Origin of the sequence: Streptomyces manipurensis (assembly GCF_049570255.1) — a bacterium.
GTDB lineage: Bacteria > Actinomycetota > Actinomycetes > Streptomycetales > Streptomycetaceae > Streptomyces > Streptomyces manipurensis.
Window position 1 is genome coordinate 5,759,138 of record NZ_CP186950.1, and the last position, 22,998, is coordinate 5,782,135.

Annotated in this window: 15 protein-coding genes; 10 read left to right on the forward strand and 5 right to left on the reverse strand. The window is 70.6% G+C overall.

The genetic code is table 11. From position 1 onward, the window contains the following. Nucleotides 1-473 precede the first annotated feature (473 nt). Nucleotides 474-2,003 (reverse strand): helix-turn-helix domain-containing protein, encoded by a 1,530-nt coding sequence (locus ACPU2J_RS26425; protein ID WP_399822671.1) that lies wholly within the window; start codon nucleotides 2,001-2,003, stop codon nucleotides 474-476. A 227-nt stretch (nucleotides 2,004-2,230) separates the two neighbouring features. On the opposite strand from ACPU2J_RS26425, the gene ACPU2J_RS26430 reads away from it, so the two are divergent. Further along, entirely contained in the window at nucleotides 2,231-3,094 is an 864-nt protein-coding gene (locus tag ACPU2J_RS26430) for a haloalkane dehalogenase (RefSeq protein WP_420079281.1), read from the forward strand. 83 nt (nucleotides 3,095-3,177) lie between these two features. Here ACPU2J_RS26430 and ACPU2J_RS26435 read toward each other — a convergent pair whose 3' ends face one another. Beyond that, nucleotides 3,178-5,100 (reverse strand): amidohydrolase, encoded by a 1,923-nt coding sequence (locus ACPU2J_RS26435; RefSeq protein WP_420079280.1) that lies wholly within the window; start codon nucleotides 5,098-5,100, stop codon nucleotides 3,178-3,180. Between the two features lie 310 nt (nucleotides 5,101-5,410). Between ACPU2J_RS26435 and ACPU2J_RS26440 the strand changes: the two genes are divergently transcribed. From ACPU2J_RS26440 to ACPU2J_RS26460, 5 genes are all read left to right on the forward strand, one after another. Beyond that, the gene (locus tag ACPU2J_RS26440; RefSeq protein ID WP_423834161.1) at nucleotides 5,411-6,460 is read left to right on the forward strand and encodes a LacI family DNA-binding transcriptional regulator; all 1,050 of its coding nucleotides are present in this window, start codon (nucleotides 5,411-5,413) and stop codon (nucleotides 6,458-6,460) included. Nucleotides 6,461-6,766: 306 nt separating this feature from the next. Further along, nucleotides 6,767-9,481 carry an aconitate hydratase AcnA gene (gene acnA, locus ACPU2J_RS26445; RefSeq protein ID WP_423834162.1) on the forward strand — a complete coding sequence of 905 codons (2,715 nt, stop codon included), beginning with the start codon at nucleotides 6,767-6,769 and terminating at the stop codon, nucleotides 9,479-9,481. Nucleotides 9,482-9,794: 313 nt separating this feature from the next. Then, nucleotides 9,795-11,225: an N-acetylglucosamine/diacetylchitobiose ABC transporter substrate-binding protein gene (ngcE, locus tag ACPU2J_RS26450; RefSeq protein ID WP_423834163.1), complete on the forward strand. Its 1,431-nt coding sequence runs from the start codon at nucleotides 9,795-9,797 to the stop codon at nucleotides 11,223-11,225. Between the two features lie 43 nt (nucleotides 11,226-11,268). After that, nucleotides 11,269-12,213, forward strand: coding sequence for a carbohydrate ABC transporter permease (locus tag ACPU2J_RS26455; protein WP_361588959.1), 945 nt, complete (start codon nucleotides 11,269-11,271; stop codon nucleotides 12,211-12,213). 13 nt (nucleotides 12,214-12,226) lie between these two features. Then, nucleotides 12,227-13,153, forward strand: a complete 927-nt coding sequence (locus tag ACPU2J_RS26460; RefSeq protein ID WP_399822679.1) for a carbohydrate ABC transporter permease — start codon at nucleotides 12,227-12,229, stop codon at nucleotides 13,151-13,153. A 4-nt stretch (nucleotides 13,154-13,157) separates the two neighbouring features. Here ACPU2J_RS26460 and ACPU2J_RS26465 read toward each other — a convergent pair whose 3' ends face one another. The 3 genes from ACPU2J_RS26465 to mgtA all read right to left on the reverse strand — a co-directional run bounded on the left by ACPU2J_RS26465 (nucleotide 13,158) and on the right by mgtA (nucleotide 17,596). Further along, nucleotides 13,158-14,033 carry a hypothetical protein gene (locus tag ACPU2J_RS26465; RefSeq protein ID WP_423834164.1) on the reverse strand — a complete coding sequence of 292 codons (876 nt, stop codon included), beginning with the start codon at nucleotides 14,031-14,033 and terminating at the stop codon, nucleotides 13,158-13,160. A 112-nt stretch (nucleotides 14,034-14,145) separates the two neighbouring features. Then, the gene (locus tag ACPU2J_RS26470) at nucleotides 14,146-14,859 is read right to left on the reverse strand and encodes an MgtC/SapB family protein (RefSeq protein WP_423834165.1); all 714 of its coding nucleotides are present in this window, start codon (nucleotides 14,857-14,859) and stop codon (nucleotides 14,146-14,148) included. Between the two features lie 16 nt (nucleotides 14,860-14,875). Then, entirely contained in the window at nucleotides 14,876-17,596 is a 2,721-nt protein-coding gene (mgtA, locus tag ACPU2J_RS26475) for a magnesium-translocating P-type ATPase (RefSeq protein WP_423834166.1), read from the reverse strand. Nucleotides 17,597-18,193: 597 nt separating this feature from the next. Between mgtA and ACPU2J_RS26480 the strand changes: the two genes are divergently transcribed. The 4 genes from ACPU2J_RS26480 to ACPU2J_RS26495 all read left to right on the forward strand — a co-directional run bounded on the left by ACPU2J_RS26480 (nucleotide 18,194) and on the right by ACPU2J_RS26495 (nucleotide 22,886). Then, entirely contained in the window at nucleotides 18,194-19,408 is a 1,215-nt protein-coding gene (locus tag ACPU2J_RS26480; RefSeq protein ID WP_361588945.1) for an ROK family transcriptional regulator, read from the forward strand. A 117-nt stretch (nucleotides 19,409-19,525) separates the two neighbouring features. After that, nucleotides 19,526-20,644, forward strand: a complete 1,119-nt coding sequence (locus ACPU2J_RS26485) for a sugar ABC transporter substrate-binding protein (protein ID WP_365494254.1) — start codon at nucleotides 19,526-19,528, stop codon at nucleotides 20,642-20,644. A gap of 161 nt (nucleotides 20,645-20,805) precedes the next feature. Next, entirely contained in the window at nucleotides 20,806-21,594 is a 789-nt protein-coding gene (locus ACPU2J_RS26490) for an ATP-binding cassette domain-containing protein (RefSeq protein WP_420079275.1), read from the forward strand. Beyond that, complete coding sequence (locus ACPU2J_RS26495) at nucleotides 21,591-22,886, forward strand: sugar ABC transporter permease (protein ID WP_389073567.1); 1,296 nt, start codon at nucleotides 21,591-21,593, stop codon at nucleotides 22,884-22,886. Before ACPU2J_RS26490 ends, ACPU2J_RS26495 begins: the two co-directional genes overlap by 4 nt. Nucleotides 22,887-22,998 lie beyond the last annotated feature (112 nt).

A 22,998-nucleotide genomic window follows, 5' to 3' on the forward strand; every position in this document is an offset into this window, starting at 1 on the left:
GCGTGAAATCGCCTCGCATGCGGCGCGGAGGCCAGCCCCGCCCCAGTCCCAGAATCGCAACCTCACCCCTACGTCGTCGCTGCACAGCCGGACGTGCGTAATGCGACGCGTCTCGACTGGACACGAATCTAGACGATGCGACCGATGCGGACGTAATGAATCTGAATCAACCGACGGCTCCGCCACGGTCACCGGCAGATAGCTGCTCGCCTCGTCGACCACCGCGGTCGGCGCGACGCGAACGACATCGGACGTGGCGAGGTCGTTCGGTGACGACTCTGCGCGATGGCTGACGGTTGCTCAGGGTTGCCTGACGCATCGTCGACTGTTCAAGATCATCTTGCACGCGCGTTGCACAAGGCGCTGAAAAACAACGGTGATCAGTGAAGAGTCGTGAAGGTGAATATCCGCAGGTCAAACGACATGTTGGGGTGTCGTGCCCCTTGTCCCCAAGTGGCACGACGCTCCGCCCGTCAGATGTCGCGGAAGATCTCGATCTGGGCGCCCACCGAGTTGAGGCGTTCGGCCAGTTCCTCGTAGCCGCGGTTGATCACGTAGACGTTGCGCAGCACCGAGGTGCCCTCGGCGGCCATCATCGCCAGGAGGACGACCACCGCCGGGCGGAGGGCCGGCGGGCACATCATCTCCGCCGCGCGCCAGCGGGTGGGGCCCTCGACCAGGACGCGGTGGGGGTCCAGGAGTTGGAGGCGGCCGCCGAGCCGGTTGAGGTCGGTCAGGTAGATGGCGCGGTTGTCGTACACCCAGTCGTGGATCAGGGTCTGGCCCTGGGCGACGGCCGCGATGGCCGCGAAGAACGGGACGTTGTCGATGTTCAGCCCCGGGAACGGCATCGGGTGGATCTTGTCGATCGGGGCTTCCAGCTTCGAGGGGCGGACCGTGAGGTCGACCAGGCGGGTGCGGCCGTTGTCCGCCGGGTACTCCGCCGAGCGGTCGTGGTCGAGGCCCATCTCCTCCAGGACCGCGAGCTCGATCTCCATGAACTCGATCGGGACCCGGCGGATCGTCAGCTCCGACTCCGTGACGACCGCGGCGGCGAGCAGGCTCATCGCCTCGACCGGGTCCTCGGAGGGGGAGTAGTCGACGTCCACGTCGATGTTCGGGACGCCGTGGACGGTGAGGGTGGTGGTGCCGACGCCCTCGACCTTGACGCCCAGCGCCTCCAGGAAGAAGCACAGGTCCTGGACCATGTAGTTGGAGGAGGCGTTGCGGATGACGGTGACGCCGTCGTGCCGGGCGGCCGCCAGCAGCGCGTTCTCCGTGACGGTGTCCCCGCGTTCGGTCAGCACGATCGGGCGGTCGGGGGAGGTGCCCGGCTCCACCTTCGCGTGGTAGATGCCCTCGGTCGCGGTGATGTCCAGGCCGAAGCGGCGCAGGGCGATCATGTGGGGCTCGATGGTGCGGGTGCCGAGGTCGCAGCCGCCGGCGTACGGGAGGCGGAAGGTCTCCATGCGGTGCAGCAGCGGGCCCAGGAACATGATGATGCTCCGGGTCCGGCGGGCCGCGTCCGCGTCCATGGCCTCCATGTCCAGGGTGGCCGGCGGGACGAGTTCCAGGTCCACGCCGTCGTTGATCCAGCGGCTGCGGACGCCGATGGAGTTCAGGACCTCCAGCAGGCGGTAGACCTCCTCGATGCGCGCCACCCGGCGCAGCACCGTACGGCCCTTGTTGAGCAGGGAGGCGCACAGCAGGGCGACGCAGGCGTTCTTGCTCGTCTTGACGTCGATGGCGCCGGAGAGGCGGCGGCGGCCCACCACGCGCAGGTGCATGGGGCCGGCGTAGCCGAGGGAGACGATTTCGCTGTCGAGCGCTTCACCGATTCGGGCGATCATCTCAAGGCTGATGTTCTGGTTGCCGCGTTCGATCCGGTTCACTGCGCTCTGGCTCGTGCCGAGGGCGTCGGCGAGCTGACTCTGTGTCCAGCCCCGGTGTTGCCGGGCGTCACGGATGAGCTTGCCGATGCGTACGAGGTAGTCGTCTGCCATAGGGGCACGCTATCTCAGATATGAGATGAGCTACGCGCCGGGTGTGGCAGACGGGTGGTGCGACTCCCCCATAAGGGACTTACCGGTTGTCACATTTCATTCCGGGGTGTCTCGACCCTCCTCGACCCTCCTCTTGGGGATTGTGTTAGTGACACTAACGGTATAGCGTCGCGCCTGGCTTTGCGTTAGTCGTCTGAACGATTCTCGAAGACCGGAAGGTGGCTCCCATGCCCACGATCGACGTGCTCGACTCGACGATGTACTACGAGGACCGCGGCGACGGCGTGCCCTTCGTCTTCCTCCACGGCAACCCCACCTCCTCCCACCTCTGGCGCGACGTGCTGCCCCGCATCGACGGCCCGGTCCGGGTCCTCGCCCCCGACCTCATCGGCATGGGGCGTTCGGGGAAGCCGGGCGGCGAGTACCGCTTCGCCGACCACGCGCGCTACCTGGACGCCTGGTTCGACGCCCTCGGACTCGACCGGGCGGTGCTGGTCGGTCAGGACTGGGGCGGCGCCCTCGCCTTCCACCGGGCCGCGCGCCACCCCGACCGGGTCCGCGGCATCGCCTTCATGGAGACGATCGTGCGGCCGCTCACGTGGGAGGAGTACCCACCGGCCGCCCGTGCCCGGTTCGAGGCGATACGCACCCCCGGCGTGGGGGAGGAGATGGTCCTGGACCGGAACATCTTCATCGAGGACAGCATCCGGCAGACCGTCCTGGAACCGATGGACGAGGCGGTACGGGCCGTCTACGCGGCCCCCTACCCCACCCGCGAGAGCAGGCTGCCGATGCTCCGCTGGGCCCGTTCCCTCCCGATCGGCGGAGAGCCGGCCGACGTGGTCGCCGCCGTCGAGGAGTACGACGCCTGGCTCGCGGACAGCCCCCGCGTGCCGAAGCTGCTGCTCACCTTCGACGGCTCGCCCGCCCTCATGACCGGTCCCGCGGCGGCGGCCTGGTGCGCGGAGCACATCTCGGCGCTGGAGAGCGAGTACTGCGGCCGGGCCGCCCATCTGGCCCCCGAGGACCGTCCTGCGGAGATCGCGTCCGCCGTCAACCGCTGGGCGACCCGGCACGGCCTGACCGCCTGACCGGCTGCCCCGGGTGTCGCGCCGGCCGACCGCTTCCGCCGGCCGAGCCGCCCGGGCCGCCCGACCGCCACCGGGCCGCGCCCTCACCGCCCCGAGGTCGCCTCCGTGCAGCCGCAGTTCCGGTGGCGGCCGCCGTGCACCGCCGCGTACGTGGCCGGGCGGGGGCCCGACGTCGCGCGGGTCAGCCGGCCCGCCGCGGCCCTGCCCGCCGCCGAGGCGGCGTCGTGGACGACCCGGCCGCCCACCAGGGTGAGCTCCGCCACCGTGTCGCTGATGTCCGCCACCGGGCAGCGCTCCACGTCCCGGTCCAGCAGCACCAGGTCCGCCGCCCGGCCCCGCTCCACCGTGCCGGTCAGCGACTCCTGGCGGAGCTGCCACGCGGTGCCGTGCGTGTGCATCCGCAGGGCGGACGCGCGGCTGAGGCCCTCCAGTTCGCGGTAGAGCTCGCCCTGCCCGTGGGCGCCCCGCCGGTCCACCGCCGTCCGTACCTGGTTCCACACCTGGAGCGCGTCCACCGGCCAGTCCGAGCCTCCGGCCAGCCGCGCCCCGGCCCGCTCCAGGCTGCGCGCCGGGTACATCCAGCGGTGCCTGCGCTCCCCGATGTACGGGAGCAGGGCCTCCATCGTCCAGGTGTCCCGGGCCGCCCACTGGAGCTGCATGCACGCGGCCACCCCCAGGGCGGCGAACCGGCGCAGGTCCGCGGGGTCCACGAGCTGGAGGTGGGCGACGGCGTTGCGCGGATCGCGCCGTCCGGTGACCCGGCGGGCGTACGCGTACCCGTCCAGAGCGGTACGGACCGCGCGGTCGCCGAGCCCGTGCGCGTGCATCTGCCAGCCCGCCGCGTTGAACGCGGCGGTCAGCCGGCCGTAGTCGGCCGCCGAGGTGTACAGCTCGCCGCGGTTGCCGGTCGGCTTCCCGGTGCTCCCGTCCAGATACGGCTCCAGGAGCGCCGCCGTCTGCGCCGGGTACTCGATGACCCCGTCCAGGAAGACCTTGACCGTCCCGAACCGCAGGCCCGGTACGCGCTCGAACTCCCGGCGCAGGCCGCGCGCGTACGCCAGGGCACCCGCGGGGTCCCGGGTCTGCTCCACCTCCAGGCGCAGGGCGGGCACGATGCGCTGCGGCAGCCGCCCGGCCGAGGCCAGGTCCCTGTACAGCTCCAGTTCGTGCCGGCCCACCAGGGCGTCCATCATCGTGGTGACGCCGCTCGCCGCGGCCTGCTCCAGCACCTTCGCGCAGGCGGCGACCAGCTGCTCCCGGGTCGGCGCCGGGACGTGGCGCTTCACCAGCTCCTGGGCGTCGTCCTTGAGCACGCCCGTCGGCAGCCCGTCCGCGCCCTTGACGATCCTGCCGCCCGGCGGGTCGGGGGTGGCGGCGGTGACGCCCGCGATGTCCAGGGCCCGGCGGTTGGCCCAGAGGTTGTGGCCGTCGCCGCCGACGAGGACCACCGGGCGGCGGGTCGGCAGGGCATCCAGCATCGTGTGGTGCGGCACGGTGCCGGCGGGCAGCAGCCCGACCGGGTTCCAGTCCTCCACCACCAGCCAGCCGTCCGGCTCGGCACCCGTCCCGCCGGTCTCGGCGAGGAAGCCCCCGAGGATCTCGCGGAGTTCGGCCAGGGTGGTCTCCGCCCCCTCCAACGAGGGGCGCAGCGAGCGGTCGCCCGCGCCCAGCGGGTGCACGTGCCCGTCGTGGATCCCGCTCATCAGGGTGTTGCCGCGGGCGTCCACCACCTCGGTGTCACGGCCGATGTGGCGACGCAGGGCCGTACCGCGTCCGGTGTCGAGGATCGTGCCGTCCCGGCCGACGGCGACCGCGTCCACCGGAGCGCCCCCGGAGGTGCCGGTGAACACGCGGGCGTTGTGGACGACCAGTGCCGCGGGACCGCGGGTGCGGGAGGCGCCGGAGCCGTCCGCGGCGGCCGCCGGGCCGCCGACCAGGCCGGCCGCGCCGACGGCGCCGGCGGCGGCGAGGAGACCGCGGCGGGAGAGGGGGGAGGTAGACGTCATGAACCACTCCAGGAGGACGAACGTGACGGCGCCGGAGGGCATCGGCCGCCCGGCTGTGGCCAGGACGATCGGTGATTAACCCGTTAACCGGAACCTCCTCCCCGCCACGGATTCCGCAGCGGTGCGCGACCGCCGGCCCCGTTCCGCCCCGCCGGGCGCGTGCGGCCCGTGCAGGTCCGTCCCGTCCGGCGAGTGCCGCCGCCCGCGCGGTCCGTCCCGTCCGGCGAGCACCACCCGCCCGCGCAGGCCCGCCCCGCCGGGCGGGTTCCGGCCCCCGCCCGCGCGTACCGCCCGCCCCGGGGTCCGTACGATGACCCGCGTGTCCGGACCGACGATCGCCGACGTCGCCCGTGCCGCGGAGGTGTCCACGGCCACGGTGTCGCACGCCCTCAACGGCACCGGCCGGGTCGCCGAGACCACCCGCCGCCGGGTCCGCGCGGTCGCCACGGCGCTGGGCTACGGCGCCCCGGGCACCGGCCCGCGCAGCCGCACCCTCGGGCTGGCCGTCACCACCTTCGCGGGCTCGCCCTGGAACTTCGTGGCCGTCAGCTACTTCGCCCGCTGGCTCACCGCGGCCACCGCCGCCGCCCACGCCCGCGGCTACGCCCTCACCACCCTGCCCGCCGACCGCGGCGCGGAGGCCCTGTGGCACACGCTCGCGGTGGACGGGATGCTCCTGCTCGACAGCCCGGAAGGGGACCCGGTGCTGCGCGCCCTGCGGGCCCGCGGCATCCCGGTGGTCTTCGACGGGCGGCCCGCGGCGCCGCACCCGCAGGACGTCTGGGTGGACAACGACCACGCGGCCAGCACGCGCGAGGTCCTCGACCACCTCGCCGCGGCCGGCGCCCGCCGGATCGCCCTGCACGGGGGGTTCGGCCGCGAGCACTACACCCGGGCGGTGGCCGAGGCGTACGGGGCCTGGTGCGCGGAGCGCGGTCGTCCGGTGCTCCCGGTCCGCTTCGACCCGGAGGACGCCGCCGGCCACGCCCTGGACGGCGTACTCGCCGGGCGCGGGGAGTCCGGGCGCACGGAGCCCGCCGACGCCGCCGACGCCGTGTACTCCCTGTACGACCCGGGCGGCCGGCAGGTGCTCGCCGCCGCAGCCCGGCACGGTCTGGCGGTGCCGGACCGGCTGCTCGTGGTCTGCGCCAGCGAGGACCCCGCCTACGCGAGCACCGAGGTGCCGGTGACCACGGTGACGCTGCATCCGGAACTGATCGCCGAGACCGCCGTCGCGGCGCTGGTCGCCCGCATCGAGCGCCCGGCGGCCGGCGGTCCCGGCCGCCACACCGTCCCGGCGGGCCTGCTGCCCCGGGCCTCCTCGCACCGCCCCGGCCCGCCGCCGGGCACGCCCCACTGACGGGAGGAGGGCACGGCGGCCCCGCCGCAGCCCCTGACCGGCGCTTTCGCGCGCGGCGGGGGCAGGGCGGAGCGCCCGGCCGGCCCTGTGGGACCGCCGTCGCGGGCAGTCGTGACCATGCCGTGCATGACCTCGGCGCGGCCATGTACTAGAGTTATCTCGACATCGAGATATCTGCCGAAGGCGAACCGCAGCCGCCCGCGGAGTAAGGGTTACCTAACTTAGCCCTACCTTAGCGGATTGGCCAGAGTGCCACGCGGCAGGATTGCGGTAATACGCGCGAAATCATGCATGAAGGAGACTGTCGTGTCGGCGAACAGCTTCGACGCCCGCAGCACGCTGCAGGTGGGCGACGAGTCGTACGAGATCTTCCGGCTGGACAAGGTCGAGGGCTCCGCCCGCCTGCCCTACAGCCTGAAGGTGCTGCTGGAGAACCTGCTCCGCACCGAGGACGGCGCGAACATCACCGCCGACCACATCCGGGCGCTCGGCGGCTGGGACTCCCAGGCCCAGCCCAGCCAGGAGATCCAGTTCACGCCGGCCCGCGTGATCATGCAGGACTTCACCGGCGTTCCCTGCGTCGTCGACCTCGCCACCATGCGTGAGGCCGTCAAGGCCCTCGGCGGCGACCCGGCGAAGATCAACCCGCTGTCGCCCGCCGAGATGGTCATCGACCACTCGGTCATCGCCGACAAGTTCGGCACGAAGGACGCCTTCGCGCAGAACGTCGAGCTGGAGTACGGCCGCAACAAGGAGCGCTACCAGTTCCTGCGCTGGGGTCAGACCGCCTTCGACGACTTCAAGGTCGTCCCCCCGGGCACCGGCATCGTCCACCAGGTCAACATCGAGCACCTGGCCCGCACGGTCATGGTCCGCAACGGCCAGGCCTACCCCGACACCCTCGTCGGCACCGACTCGCACACCACCATGGTCAACGGCCTCGGTGTGCTGGGCTGGGGCGTCGGCGGCATCGAGGCCGAGGCCGCGATGCTCGGCCAGCCGGTCTCCATGCTGATCCCGCGCGTCGTCGGCTTCAAGCTGACCGGCGAGCTGCCCACCGGCACCACCGCCACCGACCTGGTGCTGACCATCACCGAGATGCTGCGCAAGCACGGTGTCGTCGGCAAGTTCGTCGAGTTCTACGGTGAGGGCGTCGCCGCCACCTCCCTCGCGAACCGCGCCACCATCGGCAACATGTCGCCGGAGTTCGGCTCCACCGCCGCGATCTTCCCGATCGACGGCGAGACCCTGAAGTACCTGCGCCTGACCGGCCGCTCCGAGCAGCAGGTCGCGCTCGTCGAGGCGTACGCCAAGGAGCAGGGCCTGTGGCTGGACCCGGCCGCCGAGCCGGACTTCTCCGAGAAGCTGGAGCTCGACCTCTCCACGGTCGTCCCCTCCATCGCCGGCCCGAAGCGCCCGCAGGACCGCATCGTCCTCGCCAACGCCGCCGAGCAGTTCGCCGTGGACGTGCGCAACTACGTCAGCGACGACGAGGAGGCCGGCAAGGAGTCCTTCCCGGCGTCCGACGCCCCGGCGTCCTCCAACGGTGTGCCCACCAGGCCCACCCTGGTGACCCTGGCCGACGGCACCTCCTTCGAGATCGACCACGGCGCCGTCACCGTCGCCGCGATCACCTCCTGCACCAACACCTCGAACCCCTACGTCATGGTCGCCGCGGCGCTCGTGGCCAAGAAGGCGGCCGAGAAGGGCCTGACCCGCAAGCCGTGGGTCAAGACCACCCTCGCCCCGGGCTCGAAGGTCGTCACCGACTACTTCGACAAGGCCGGCCTGACCCCGTACCTGGACAAGCTGGGCTTCAACCTGGTCGGCTACGGCTGCACCACCTGCATCGGCAACTCCGGTCCGCTGGACGAGGAGATCTCGAAGGCGATCAACGAGGCCGACCTCGCCGTCACCTCGGTGCTCTCGGGCAACCGCAACTTCGAGGGCCGCATCAACCCCGACGTCAAGATGAACTACCTGGCCTCCCCGCCGCTGGTCGTCGCGTACGCCATCGCGGGCTCCATGAAGGTGGACATCACCAAGGACGCCCTCGGCACCGACACCGACGGCAAGCCGGTCTACCTGGCCGACATCTGGCCCTCCGAGGCCGAGGTCAACGACGTCGTGGCGAACGCCATCGGCGAGGACATGTTCAGCAAGTCCTACAGCGACGTCTTCGCGGGCGACGCCCAGTGGCAGGCGCTGTCGATCCCGACCGGCAACACCTTCGAGTGGGACCCGCAGTCCACCTACGTCCGCAAGCCCCCCTACTTCGAGGGCATGACCATGGAGACCACCCCGGTCTCCGACATCACCGGCGCCCGCGTGCTGGCGAAGCTGGGCGACTCGGTCACCACCGACCACATCTCCCCGGCCGGTGCGATCAAGGCCGACACCCCGGCCGGCAAGTACCTCACCGAGCACGGCGTCGAGCGCCGCGACTTCAACTCGTACGGTTCCCGCCGCGGCAACCACGAGGTCATGATCCGCGGTACGTTCGCCAACATCCGCCTGCGCAACCAGATCGCGCCGGGCACCGAGGGCGGCTTCACCCGCGACTTCACCGTCGACGGCGGCCCGGTCTCCTTCATCTACGACGCCTCGCAGAACTACCAGGCCGCCGGCATCCCGCTGGTCATCCTGGCCGGCAAGGAGTACGGCTCCGGCTCCTCCCGCGACTGGGCGGCCAAGGGCACCGCGCTGCTCGGCGTCAAGGCCGTCATCGCCGAGTCCTACGAGCGCATCCACCGCTCCAACCTGATCGGCATGGGCGTCCTGCCCCTGCAGTTCCCCGAGGGCGTCACCGCGGCCTCCCTGGGCCTCACCGGCGAGGAGACCTTCTCCTTCACCGGTGTGGAGGAGCTGAACAACGGCACCACCCCGCGCACCGTCAAGGTGACCACCGAGACCGGTGTGGAGTTCGACGCGGTCGTCCGCATCGACACGCCGGGTGAGGCGGACTACTACCGCAACGGCGGAATCATGCAGTACGTCCTCCGCAACCTCATCCGCGGCTAAGGGCGCGCCAAGCGGAGCACCGCTCCGCCAGTGGGCACCATTAGGGCCGTATCCCCGCCACGGGGGTACGGCCCTTCCGCATGCGTCACGGCGGTGCCAGATGACGGACAGGTCTCAACTCGGAAAAGCCGGCGGTCATCCTTGTGCCCGATCTTGCTCAGTCGAGCGGAAGTGGACTATACCTGTGCGCGTCCAGGTCGCTCCGGCAGGAGCGGCCCGGGGCCGGGGGACAGCGGGGATCGCGGCGTCGTCCGCGTGCACGGCAACTGCCGTGATTTCCCGCCTCCTTCACACTTCTGACGAAGGCGAGGACATGAGCATGGCATCCACCGGTGAGGGCCTCGGCCGCCGTGATCTGATCAAGCGCTCCGCGGCACTCGGCCTGATCACCGTGCCGACGATGGGCTTCCTCTCCGCCTGCGCCTCCGGCGGCGGCGAGCCCACCAACGGTCCGTCCAAGGCCGCGACGAGCGCGCAGAACCCCTTCGGCGTCGCGAAGGGCGGCAAGCTGGAGGTCGTCGTCTTCAAGGGCGGCTTCGGCGACGACTACGCGAAGGCCTGGGAGGCCGCGTTCGACAAGAAGTGGGGCACCACCAGCACCCACCTGGGCACCCAGGAGATCACCGGCAAGCTCCAGCCGCGGTTCAACGGCGGCAACCCGCCGGACGTGATCGACAACTCCGGCGCGCAGAAGATCAAGCTGGACGTCCTCTTCAAGAGCGACCAGCTCGCCGACCTCACGCCCGTGCTGGACGCACCCTCCCTCGACGACCCGGGCAAGAAGGTCCGCGACACGCTGATCGCGGGCACCATCGAACAGGGCACCCAGGGCGGCAAGTTCGTCTCGCTGAACTACGTCTACACCGTCTACGGCCTCTGGTACTCCGGCAAGCTCTTCAAGGAGAAGGGCTGGACCCCGCCCAAGACCTGGGACGAGTTCCTCGCGGTCTGCGCGAAGGCCAAGGAGGCCGGCATCGGCGGCCTCGCCCACCAGGGGAAGTTCCCGTACTACATCAACGTCGTCATCATGGACCTGATCGCCAAGAAGGGCGGTCTGGAGGCCATGAAGGCCATCGACAACCTGGAGCCCAACGCCTTCGAGGGCAACCCGACCGCCCTCGCCGCCGTCGAGGCGGTCTACGAGGTGGTCGAGAAGGACCTGCTCCTCCCGGGCACCAACGGTCTGACCCACACCGAGTCCCAGACCGCGTGGAACCAGTACAAGGCGGCCTTCATCCCCTCCGGCTCCTGGCTGGAGAACGAGCAGCTGAAGCAGACGCCCGAGGACTTCGACATGCAGTTCCTGCCGGTCCCGCTGCTCGCGGACAGCAAGCTGCCCTTCGAGGCCATCCGGGCCGGGGCCGGCGAGCCCTTCATCGTCCCGGAGAAGGCGGCCAACAAGGCCGGCGGCCTGGAGTTCATCCGTTCGATGCTGTCGCGCGAATGGTCGACCATGTTCGCCCAGCAGGCCAACTCGCTCACCGTGGTCAAGGACGGGGTCGACCCGAGCGTGAAACTGCGCCCCGGCACCCAGTCCGCCGTCACCGCGCTGAAGGCGGCGGGAACCGACACGTTCAACTACCTTTACCCCGACTGGTACAGCGAAATGGACACGGCGATCCAGGACGCGTCCAATGAACTGATGGCCAAGCGGATTCAGCCGAAGGAGTGGATCAAGCGGGCGCAGGCCGCGGTGAACAAGGCGGCGCAGGACCCCAACGCCAAGAACAACCGTCGCAGCTGATCACGCGCGCCACCGGTCACCGGGCACACCAGGGACGGACACCATGAGCCAAGTAGTCCGGGGCAGGGGACGGGGCGGCTTCATCGCCGGCTTCCTCCTCGCACCCCTCGCGCTGTATCTGACCTTCGTCATCTGGCCGTACGTACAGACGTTCGGCTACTCCTTCACCAACTGGAGCGGGCAGTCGCCCACGTTCGATTTCGTCGGCGTGGACAACTACACCGCCCTGATGAAGGACGAGGTCTTCCGCGGCGCCCTGTGGAACAACCTGCTGCTCCTGGTGTTCGTCCCGGTGGTGACCATCCTGCTCGCCCTCTTCTTCGCCTTCATGGTGAACGCGGGAGGGCGGGGCGGGGCCGGCGGGGTGCAGGGCGTGCGCGGATCGGCCTTCTACAAGGTCGTCTACTTCTTCCCGCAGGTCCTCTCCCTCGCCATCCTCGCGGTGCTCTTCGGGGCCGTCTACCGCACCGACGAGGGCGGCCTGCTCAACGGCGTCCTCATCCGGCTCGGCCTCGTGGACAGGCTGCACCCGGTCGAATGGCTCAACGAGCCGGACCTGGTCCTGTGGTGCCTGCTCCTCGTGGTCGTCTGGCACGGGGTCGGCTTCTACCTCGTGCTGTTCTCCGCCGCCATGCAGTCCGTGCCCAAGGACATCTACGAGGCCGCCCTCCTCGACGGGGCGGGACGCGCCCAGACCTTCTTCCGGGTGACCCTGCCCCTGCTGTGGGACTCGGTGCAGACCTCGGCGGTCTACCTCGGCATCGCAGCCATGGACATGTTCGTCCTGGTGTCGACCATGACGTCGGGCCAGTTCGGAGGCGGCCCCGACCACCACAGCGAGGTCATGGCGACCGTGCTCATGAGGAACTTCCTCTACTTCGGCAAGAGCGGCTACGCGTGCGCCATGGGCGTGGTCATGCTCCTCCTCACCATGATCCTTTCCGTCATCACGCTGCGCGCGACCCGCCGCGAGCGCATCGAGTTCTGAGCGGGAGACCCTCATGACCACAGTGATCAAGGCTCCGGGCGAAGCCGCCGCGGAGCGGTCCGGGGGAGCCTCCCCGGGCGGGGAGGACGGCGGGGGGCGCTCCGAGGGCCTGGTCCTCAACGTCTTCTCCCACGGCTTCCTGGCCCTCTGGGCCGTGCTGATCGTGCTGCCGCTGGTCTGGCTGGCGCTCGGCTCCTTCAAGACCGACGCGCAGATCGGCGGCTCGGCCCTGAGCTGGCCGACCAACTGGAACCTGGACGCCTTCGGCAGGGCCTGGGACAAGGGCATCGGGGACTACTTCGCCCACACGCTCGTCGTGATGGTCTTCTCCGTCCCGCTGACGATGCTCCTCGGCTCGATGGCGGCGTACGTCCTGGCCCGCTACCCGTTCCCCGGCAACCGGTTCGTCTACTACTTCTTCGTCAGCGGGGCGATGTTCCCCGTCTTCCTCGCGCTCGTGCCGCTCTTCTTCATGGTCAAGCGCTTCGACATGCTCAACACGTACCAGGGCCTGATCCTCGTGTACGTCGCCTACTCCATGCCGTTCACCGTCTTCTTCATGCACTCGTTCTTCCGCACCCTGCCGACGGCGGTGCACGAGGCGGCGGTGATCGACGGCGCCTCCGACACCCGGATCTTCTTCCAGGTGATGGTGCCGATGGCCAAGCCCGGCCTGATCAGCGTCGGGATATTCAACATCCTGGGCCAGTGGAACCAGTACATCCTGCCCTCCGTGCTGATGCAGCCCCAGAGCGGATCGGACCCCGAGCGCTACCTGCTCACGCAGGGCCTGATCCAGCTCCAGCAACAGCAGGGCTACGAGACGGACCTGCCGGTGCTCTTCGCCGGCGTGACCATCGCGATGCTCCCGATGCTGGTGGTCTACCTGTCCTTCCAGCGGCAGATCCAGGCCGGCCTGACCTCCGCCACGCTGAAGTAGCGGCTCAGGACGCCTTGCGCAGCTCGTACAGCACGCCCGAGCCGGAGCCGCCGATCTCCTGGTGCATGCGGGGGGCCCGGGCCGTGCCCCCGACCCCCCAGGCCGGCCAGGCGCACCCGGGGATCTCCACGCGGACCCGCTGCGACCGGGCGTCCCGGCCGCCCTCGTAGACCCAGGTGCCGGTGCCGGAGCAGCTCGGCGCCGGGTCGCGGGGGTAGTCGAAGGAGCTGCGCCCGCCGACGCCGTCGGAGGTGACCCGGCCGTCCGCGGTGAAGACCAGGGTGTTGCCGATCTGGTCGGACCAGGTGCCCGTCACGGTCCGCGGCCCGATCCGCGGGGGCTCGTACGCGGGCAGCAGGCCGACGGCGAGCCCGAGCGCGCCCAGCAGGCCCGTGCCCGCCACCACCGCCGCGCCCCACAGTGCCACCCGCCGCAGGAGGCCCTCGCCCCGGGGCAGCGCGATCAGCGCCCCGAGCGAGAGCGAGCCCGTGGCCGCGGCCCAGAAGACCAGCGTGGACCCCGTCGGCGCGTCGTTGTACCGCGCGACGATCCAGACGGGCGCCGCCAGCAGGGCCGCCACCGCCAGGGGAGCCGCCACCGCCTCCCCCCACGCGGCGCGGGCGCCGAGCCCGCGGGCGACGAGGTCCGCGAGCGCGACCGCCGGCAGGACGAGGACCAGCGACAGCAGGAACGAGATGAATCCGAGGAGAGGGGCGAGCGAGACCAGGCTCCCCCCGATGGCGGTCCAGTCGGGGGGTGTGTCCGGCGGCGGCTGCGTCCGCACGTGGATCAGGACCACCACGACGGTGAGCGCGACCTCCAGGCATCCCACCAGCGTCGAGACCACCAGCACGCGCGCGTACGAACGTTTCTGACGCATGTTCGACCCCCCTCGTGGGCAGGGCGGGGCAACGCGTCCGCCCGGCCGGCGACGTCCTGGAGTCATGATGCCAGCCGGGCTGAACGTGTTCAATTAATGCGTCGGGATCGCCTCACGAAGGGGCCACCGACCAGCTGACCGCCGACACCGACGGGTCCAGCGAGAGGCTGCTGACCGCCTCCTCCAGCGCCCGGCCCTGCGTGCCCTCGGCGGTCAGCAGCGCGGACACGGTCACCCGGCCGGCCACCGGGCCGTCCTGGCTGCGGATCGAGCGCAGCTGGTGGCCCGGCCGGCCCAGCGCGTCCACCAGCCGGCGGCGGATGTGGGCCTCCTCCGCCTCCAGGCACACCGCTTCGAAGTGGTACTCGGCGGCCACCTCGGCCCCGCCGCGCGGCTCGCGGTCGAGGCGCCGGCCCAGCGGGCGCAGCAGGAGGTTGGCCCCCACCACGCCCGCCGTGCCGCAGACGGCCAGGACGAACAGGCCCGCCCCGGCCAGGCAGCCCACGGCCGCCGAGCACCACAGGGTGGCAGCGGTGTTCAGCCCGCGCACGCTCAGGCCGTCGCGCATGATCACGCCGGCGCCGAGGAAGCCGATCCCCGACACGATCTGCGCGGCGACCCGGGAGCCGTCGTAGTTCACCTCGGAGACCGCGCTGAGGAACCCGTACTGCGAGAGCAGCACGAAGAGCGCGGCCCCACCCGCCACCAGGGCGTTGGTGCGCAGACCCGCGAGGCGGGCCCGCCACTGGCGCTCCAGGCCGATGACCGCACCGAGCCCGAGCGCGGCGGCCAGGTGTGCGGCCATCTGCCATTCGGTGAGCAGCATCGGACGCTCCCTCCTCCTACAGCCAGGTGCCGAAGCGGCGGACGTACCAGGTCTTCACGAACTGGGTGAGCGTGCAGTACGCGAGCAGTACGCCGACCAGCCACGGGAAGTAGGACGCGGGCAGGGCGACGAAGCCCAGCGAGGACGCCAGCGGCGAGAAGGGCAGCCAGAGCCCGGTCAGCACCGCGAGGACGGTCATGACCATCACCGGCCAGGAGGCGCGGGACTGGAGGAAGGGGATCTTCCGGGTGCGGATCATGTGGACGATCAGGGTCTGCGAGAGCAGGCCCTCCACGAACCAGCCCGACTGGAAGAGCGACTGGCTCGCCGCGCTGTCGGCGGCGAAGACGTGCCACATGATCAGGAACATCGCGATGTCGAAGATCGAGCTGATCGGGCCGATGGTGACCATGAAGCGGCCGATGCCCCTGGCGTCCCAGTTGCGGGGCCGGCGCAGGTACTCCTCGTCCATCCGGTCCCACGGGGTGGCCAGCTGGGCGATGTCGTAGACCAGGTTCTGGACCAGCAGCATGATCGCGAGCATCGGCTGGAAGGGGATGAAGGCGCTCGCCACCAGGACCGAGAAGACGTTGCCGAAGTTCGACGACGCCGTCATCTTGATGTACTTGATCGTGTTGCCGAAGGTGGTGCGGCCCTGGAGGACGCCCCGTTCCAGGACGGTGAGGTCCTTCTCCAGCAGGATGATGTCCGCGGACTCCTTGGCGATGTCGACGGCGGTGTCCACGGAGATGCCGACGTCGGCGTCGTGCAGTGCGGCCGCGTCGTTGATGCCGTCGCCGAGGAAGCCCACGGTGTGCCCCTCGGCCTGGAGGGCGCGGACGATCCGGGCCTTCTGGACCGGGTTGACCTTGGCGAAGACCGTCGTACGGGCGGCCAGCTCGCGCAGTGCGCTGTCGTCGAGGGCGTCGGTCGCGGGCCCGAGGACCACGGTCCCGACGTCGATGCCGACGTCCGCGCAGACCCGGGCGGCGACGAGCTCGTTGTCGCCGGTGACCACCTTCACCGCGATGCCCTTGTCGGCGAGGGTCTCCAGGGCCCGGGCGGCGTCCGCCTTCGGCGGGTCGAGGAAGGCGAGGAAGCCCACCAGGGTGAGCCCGTCCTCGTCGGTGACGGAGTAGCTCTCGCGGGGGGTGTCGAGGGTGCGGGTGGCGACGGCGAGGACCCGCAGGCCCTGCCGGTTGTGGTCCTCGGCGGTCCGGGTGACGTGCCACCGCAGCTGCTCGGTCAGCTCCACGGTCTCGCCGCGGTCGGCCACGTGGGTGCAGAGGTCCAGGACCTCCTCGACGGCCCCCTTGGTGATCATGACATGCTCGTGCCGCCCGAAGTCGCCCACCAGTGTGTTGCGGGCCAGGACCACGGACATCCGGCGCCGGGCGAAGTCGAAGGGGATCTCGTCGACCATCGCGAACCGTGCGTCGACGACAACCTCCTCGGCCTCGTCCACACGGTCGATGACCGCCTGGTCCATCAGGTTGCGCAGGCCCGTCTGGAAGTGCGCGTTCAGATAGCCGTACTCCAGGACCTCGGTGTCCTCGTTGCCGTGCACGTCGAGGTGGCGGGCCAGGACGATCCGGTCCTCGGTGAGGGTGCCGGTCTTGTCGGTGCAGAGCACGTCCATCGCGCCCAGGTTCTGGATCGCGTTGAGCCGCTTGACGACCACCTTGTGCCGGGCCATGGCGACGGCGCCGCGCGCCAGGTTGGCGGAGACGACCATCGGGAGCATCTCGGGGGTCAGGCCGACGGCGACGGCGATGCCGAAGAGGAAGGCCTCGTCCCAGTCTCCCTTGGTCAGGCCGTTGACCATGAAGACGACGGGGACCATGACCAGCATGAAGCGGATCAGCAGGAAGCTGACCTTGCGCACGCCCGTGTCGAAGTTGGTCTGCGGACGCTCGCCGACCAGGGAGCCGGCCATCGAGCCGAAGTACGTGTTCGCGCCGGTGGCGACGACGACGCCGGTGGCGGTGCCGGAGGTGACCGAGGTCCCCATCAAGGCCAGGTTGTCGGCCTCGACCGGGTCGCCGGTGGCCTGCTGGCCCACGTCCGGTGCCCGGGTGTCGGCCTTGGCCACCGGCAGGGACTCGCCGGAGAGCGCGGCCTGGCTGATCATCAGGTCCTTGGCGGTGAGGAGCCGCAGGTCGGCCGGGATCAGGTCGCCGGCGGCCAGCCGGACCACGTCGCCCGGGACCACCTGGTCCATGGGCACCTCGAAGGTGGTGGGGGCCGAGCCGCTTCCCGCCCGGCGCCGGACCGCGCAGGTGGTGGTGACCAGCTGCTTGAGGGCGTCGGCGGCGCGGCCGGAGCGGTACTCCTGCCAGAAGCGCAGCAGCCCGCTGATCCCCACCATCACGGAGAGGATGACGACGCCCGGGTCCGCCGGGTCCTGCCAGTACATGACGGCGGCCAGGAAGACCAGGACGGCGATGAACGGGTTGCGGAAGGCCTTCGCCAACTGGACGTACCAGCGCGGGGCGCGCTCGTGGGCGACGACGTTGGCGCCGTGGCGCTCCAGGCGCAGTGCGGCCTCGGAGTGGGTGAGGCCGGCCGCGGACGCGTCCACGGACTGCAGGGCCCGCACGCCCGGGGCGGAGCTGAGACCCGCGAGCCGCTCGCCGGCGAGCCGGGTACGGGACTCCAGCTCGGCGGCCTTGCGCTCGCGGCGGGAGCGGCCCGGCGGCGCGAGCTTGGCCGGGGTACGGGGGGTGAGCATGGTCATGGCAAATACCTCCCTCCACGGTTCCGGGCAGCGCGGAGCCGAACGGTCACGTGGAGTGATCAGGAGTCGGCGTGCGGCGGCCGCGCGGGCCGTCGCCGGTGCCGACACAACGGGATGACGCACGCCGGACGGAACCGTCCGGTCATGCGGAAGGGGAGGAACGCGAGAGGAACGCAGCAGAGCGCGGGATCAGCGGGACACCGCTGCCGTGCGCACTCGTGGAGAGGCCGGCCGGCCGTTCGACGGGTCGGTCGTGCGGCGGGTCAGCCGGAGAGAGCGCTGCGAGGACTTCGATCGGGACTCATCCCGAACACCTCCTCGCGTCGCGCTGACATGGCGGGCGCCCGGTCCGGCCGGAAGGGCCGCAGAGGACCGGCGCCCTGGTGACCGTAACACGATCCGGTGGCCCGCTCCCTCCCTCTTTCGGCCGGTAGGCCCGATTCCTGTCGTGTCAGCCTCTTGACGTGCGGAGGGTCAAAGGCTCGACTTAAGGTTCACAAGTTGGAGAGACGCCGGGGTCTCGGAGCGCGCAGTCGCGAGGTGTCCCGGCCGGGGGGCGACGGCTGGCCGTCGCTTATGGGCAGGAGTGGATGAGTCGTGCAGACTCCCGGATCGCAGTCCTCGTTGCACCGCGCGAACCTCGAACGGGTCGTGCGGGCGGTGCGGCTCGCGGGATCGCTGACCCAGGCGGAGATCGCCCGGACCACCGGACTGTCGGCGGCCACGGTCTCCAACATCGTCCGGGAGCTCAAGGACGGCGGGACCGTCGAGGTCACCGACACCTCGGCCGGCGGGCGGCGGGCGCGCAGCGTCTCCCTCAGCGGTGACGCGGGGATCGTGATCGGAGTCGACTTCGGCCACACTCACCTGCGGGTGGCGGTCGGCAACCTCGCCCACCAGGTGCTGGCGGAGGAGACCGAGCCGCTGGACGTCGACGCCTCCTGGGCGGACGGCTTCGACCGGGCGGAAGCCCTGGTCGGGCGGCTGGTCGAGGACGTGGGGGTCGGCCTGGAGAAGGTCATCGGAGTCGGCCTCGGTGTCCCCGGCCCCATCGACGTGGAGTCCGGCACCCTGGGCTCCACCGCGATCCTGCCGGGCTGGGCGGGCATCAACCCGCGCAAGGAGCTCTCCGAGCGCCTCGGGGTCCCCGTCTACGTGGACAACGACGCGAACCTCGGCGCCCTGGGCGAGCTCGTCTGGGGGAGCGGGCGGGGGGTGAAGGACCTCGCCTACATCAAGGTGGCCAGCGGCGTCGGCGCCGGTCTGGTGATCAACGGCCAGATCTACCGCGGCCCCGGCGGCACCGCGGGCGAGATCGGGCACATCACCCTGGACGAGTCGGGCCCGGTCTGCCGCTGCGGCAACCGCGGCTGCCTGGAGACCTTCGCCGCCGCCCGGTACGTCCTGCCGCTGCTCCAGGGCACGCACGGGCCGGAGTTGACGATGGAGCGGGTGGTGGAACTGGCCCGGGACGGGGACCCGGGATGCCGCCGGGTGATCACGGACGTGGGCCGCCACATCGGCAGCGGCGTGGCCAGCCTGTGCAACCTGCTGAACCCGAGCCGGGTGGTGCTCGGCGGGTCGCTGGCGGAGGCCGGTGAACTCGTGCTGTCCCCCATCCGTGAATCCGTGGGGAGGTACGCGATCCCGAGCGCGGCCCGGCAGTTGTCCGTGCTGACGGGTTCCCTGGGCGGCCGTGCGGAGGTCCTGGGCGCACTGGCCCTCGTACTCAGCGAGATGGGCGATTCGACGCTTTTGTCAGATCATGGAAGTGGAGTGCGAGCTCCAGCCGTCTTGCCTTCAGGTAGATAACGAATGGCACCGTTGTCATCTCGTTAAGAATTCACTCCTTGACGGCAAAACGCGGCCGGGGTTGACTCACATCCACCTCGGCCGCAGTGCTGCGGCCTCGTCAGGGAGGTTCAAGAAATGAACACGCGTATGCGCAGAGCCGCCGTAGCCGTTGCCGCCGGCGCCATGGCCGTTTCCCTCGCCGCCTGTGGCAGTGCGAAGGAGGCCGGCGACGCGACCAAGGAGTCCTCCTCCGGCGCCGCCAAGGGCGACGCGATCAAGGTCGGACTGCTCCTGCCGGAGAACCAGACCGCGCGCTACGAGAAGTTCGACAAGCCGCTGATCGAGAAGAAGGTCGCGGAGCTCACGAACGGCAAGGGCGAGGTCGTCTACGCCAACGCCAAGCAGGACGCGACCACCCAGAACTCCCAGGTCGACACGATGATCACCAACAAGGTGGACGTCCTGATCGTCGACGCGGTGGACTCCAAGGCGATCGCCGGCTCGGTCAAGAAGGCCAAGGACAAGGGCATTCCGGTGGTCTCCTACGACCGCCTGGCCGAGGGCCCGATCGACGCGTACACCTCCTTCGACAACGAAGAGGTCGGCAAGGTCCAGGGCAAGGCGCTCCTGGAGGCGCTGGGCGACAAGGCCAAGGACGGCCAGATCGTCATGATGAACGGCTCGGTCACCGACCCGAACGCCAAGCTCTTCAAGTCGGGCGCGCACTCCGTCCTCGACGGCAAGGTGAACGTCGGCAAGGAGTACGACACCGTCGAGTGGAAGCCGGAGAACGCCAACACCAACATGGCGGCCGCCCTCTCCGCCCTCGGCAAGGACAAGGTCGTCGGCGTCTACTCCGCCAACGACGGCATGGCCGGCGGCATCATCACCGCCCTCAAGGCCGCCGGTGTCTCCCCGCTCCCGCCGGTCACCGGCCAGGACGCCGAACTCGCCGGTGTGCAGCGCATCGTCGCGGGCGAGCAGTTCATGAGCGTCTACAAGCCGTACGCCCCCGAGGCCGAGGCCGCCGCGAAGATGGCCGTCGCCCTCGCCAAGGGCGAGAAGCTCGACGGTCTGACCACCTCCACCGTCGACAGCCCCACCACCAAGGGCGTGGCCTCCGTGCTGATCCCGGTCGTCTCGCTCACCAAGGACAACATCAAGGACACCGTCGTCAAGGACGGCGTCTACACGGTCGACGAGATCTGCACCGACAAGTACGCGGCCGCCTGCGCCGCCCTCGGCCTGAAGTAGCGGCCCCCGCCCGCCTCCCCGGAGGCGTGCCCCCGTGCCTGACCGGCGTCCCGCCCCCCACCACCCCGCCACCGGGCGGGGCGCCGGGCAGAAACGTTTCCCCCATTCGCCCCGCTCCTGCTCTTCTGCACGACATCCCCGCCGGTCAGGCGGCGAAGGAGATGGTTCATGTGTCCGCTGCGCCCGTGCTGGCGTTGCGAGGGGTCTCGAAGCGGTTCGGCGCCGTCCAGGCCCTGACCGACGTAGAACTCGAGATCCACTCCGGTGAAGTGGTCGCCCTGGTCGGCGACAACGGTGCCGGCAAGTCCACGCTGGTCAAGACGATCGCCGGCGTGCACCCCATCGATGACGGCGTCATCGAGTGGGAGGGGCGCCCGGTTGCCATCGGCAAGCCCCACGACGCCCAGAACCTGGGCATCGCGACGGTCTACCAGGACCTGGCGCTGTGCGACAACATCGACGTCGTCGGCAACCTGTTCCTCGGCCGGGAGCTCAAGAAGTTCGGTGTCCTCGACGAGGTGGAGATGGAGCGCCGCGCCCGCGAGCTCCTCACCACGCTGTCCATCCGGATCCCCAGTGTCCGGATCCCCATCGCCTCGCTCTCGGGCGGTCAGCGCCAGACCGTGGCGATCGCCCGTTCCATGCTGGGCGAGCCCAAGCTCGTCATCCTCGACGAGCCCACCGCCGCCCTCGGCGTCGAGCAGACCGCCCAGGTCCTGGACCTGGTGGAGCGACTGCGCGAGCGTGGCCACGCCGTCATCCTCATCAGCCACAACATGGCCGATGTGAAGGCCGTCGCCGACAAGGTGGCGGTCCTGCGGCTGGGCCGCAACAACGGCGTCTTCAACGTCGCCCACACCTCGCAGGAAGAGATCATCTCCGCCATCACCGGGGCCACGGACAACGCCGTGACCCGTCGGGCGGCCCGCACCGGGGAGGCCCGCAAGTGAGCACCCACAAGCCTGCCGCCGACCGGCAGGAACACGTCGACCCGGTCAACCCCGCCGCCGCTCACGACGCGATCCCGGCCGTCGACCCCCGCCTGCTGGTCCGCGAGGAGGGGCTCGCCGGGTACGTGGGCGAGTTCAAGCGCAAGATGAAGGCCGGCGACCTCGGATCGCTGCCGGTCGTCATCGGCCTGATCGTCATCTGGTCGATCTTCCAGGGGCTGAACTCGAACTTCCTCTCCCCGGAGAACCTGACCAACATCGCGATCACGATGACCGGCACCGGCATGATCGCCATCGGCATCATCTTCGTGCTGCTGCTCGGCGAGATCGACCTCTCGGTCGGCTCGGTCAGCGGTGTCTCGGGCGCGATCGTCGCCGTCCTCGCCGTCACCCACGGCGTGAACGAGTGGCTGGCGATCCTGGCGGCTGTCGTCGGAGGCGCCCTCATCGGCTCCATCCACGGCTTCTTCTTCGCCCGGGTCGGCGCCCCGGCCTTCGCCGTCACCCTGTCGGGCCTGCTGTTCTGGCTCGGTGCGATGCTGCAGATCCTCGGCAGCAACGGCACGATCAACATCGACGCCGACGGCGTGGTCGGCCAGCTGACCACGTACTTCTTCTCGGACGTGGCCGTCGCCTACGGGCTGGCCGCGCTCGCGGTGGCCGGCTACTTCGTGGCCGTCCTCCTCGACGCCCGGCGCCGCGAGGCCGCCGGCATGCCCTCCCGGCCGATGGCCGAGATCCTGCTGCGCACCGGCCTGCTCGCGGTGTTCACCTTCGGTCCCGCGGTGGTCTTCAACCAGTACAAGGGCCTGCCGCTCGCGGTGGTGCTCTTCCTGCTGGCGCTGGTCGTCACGGACTTCGTGCTCCGCCGCACGACCTTCGGGCGAAACGTTTTCGCGCTGGGTGGCAGCGTCGAGGCCTCCCGCCGCGCCGGCATCAACGTCACCCGCATCCGGATCACGGTCTTCGCGATCTCCAGCACCTTCGCGGCCATCGGCGGCCTCTTCTGGGCCTCCAAGATCGCGGCGGCGAACCAGAGCGCCGGCGCCGGCGACCTGCTGATGAACGTGATCGCCGCGGCCGTCATCGGCGGCACCAGCCTCTTCGGCGGCCGGGGCCGGACCTGGAACGCCCTCCTCGGCGTCATGGTCATCATCTCGATCCAGTACGGTCTGGCCCTGGAAGGCATCGCGACGCCGATCCAGTACATGATCACCGGCGCGGTGCTCCTCGCCACCGTGGTGATCGACTCGGTCACGCGCAAGACCCAGAAGACGGCCGGACGCGCCTGACCGCGCGCCCGACGGCCCGCCGGACCGGTGTCCGGCGGTAAGAACGGTCACAGTGCCCGGCGCCACCTCGTGTGGCGCCGGGCATCCGCGCGTGCGGACACGGGTACTCCTG

What these genes read in the sequence shown, in the direction of transcription:
- ACPU2J_RS26425 (WP_399822671.1), bottom strand. Translation starts at nt 2,003, where the DNA reads ATGGCAGACGACTACCTCGTACGCATCGGCAAGCTCATCCGTGACGCC.
- ACPU2J_RS26430 (WP_420079281.1), top strand. Translation starts at nt 2,231, where the DNA reads ATGCCCACGATCGACGTGCTCGACTCGACGATGTACTACGAGGACCGC.
- ACPU2J_RS26435 (WP_420079280.1), bottom strand. Translation starts at nt 5,100, where the DNA reads ATGACGTCTACCTCCCCCCTCTCCCGCCGCGGTCTCCTCGCCGCCGCC.
- ACPU2J_RS26440 (WP_423834161.1), top strand. Translation starts at nt 5,411, where the DNA reads ATGACCCGCGTGTCCGGACCGACGATCGCCGACGTCGCCCGTGCCGCG.
- ngcE (WP_423834163.1), top strand. Translation starts at nt 9,795, where the DNA reads ATGAGCATGGCATCCACCGGTGAGGGCCTCGGCCGCCGTGATCTGATC.
- ACPU2J_RS26455 (WP_361588959.1), top strand. Translation starts at nt 11,269, where the DNA reads ATGAGCCAAGTAGTCCGGGGCAGGGGACGGGGCGGCTTCATCGCCGGC.
- ACPU2J_RS26460 (WP_399822679.1), top strand. Translation starts at nt 12,227, where the DNA reads ATGACCACAGTGATCAAGGCTCCGGGCGAAGCCGCCGCGGAGCGGTCC.
- ACPU2J_RS26465 (WP_423834164.1), bottom strand. Translation starts at nt 14,033, where the DNA reads ATGCGTCAGAAACGTTCGTACGCGCGCGTGCTGGTGGTCTCGACGCTG.
- ACPU2J_RS26470 (WP_423834165.1), bottom strand. Translation starts at nt 14,859, where the DNA reads ATGCTGCTCACCGAATGGCAGATGGCCGCACACCTGGCCGCCGCGCTC.
- mgtA (WP_423834166.1), bottom strand. Translation starts at nt 17,596, where the DNA reads ATGACCATGCTCACCCCCCGTACCCCGGCCAAGCTCGCGCCGCCGGGC.
- ACPU2J_RS26485 (WP_365494254.1), top strand. Translation starts at nt 19,526, where the DNA reads ATGAACACGCGTATGCGCAGAGCCGCCGTAGCCGTTGCCGCCGGCGCC.
- ACPU2J_RS26490 (WP_420079275.1), top strand. Translation starts at nt 20,806, where the DNA reads ATGGTTCATGTGTCCGCTGCGCCCGTGCTGGCGTTGCGAGGGGTCTCG.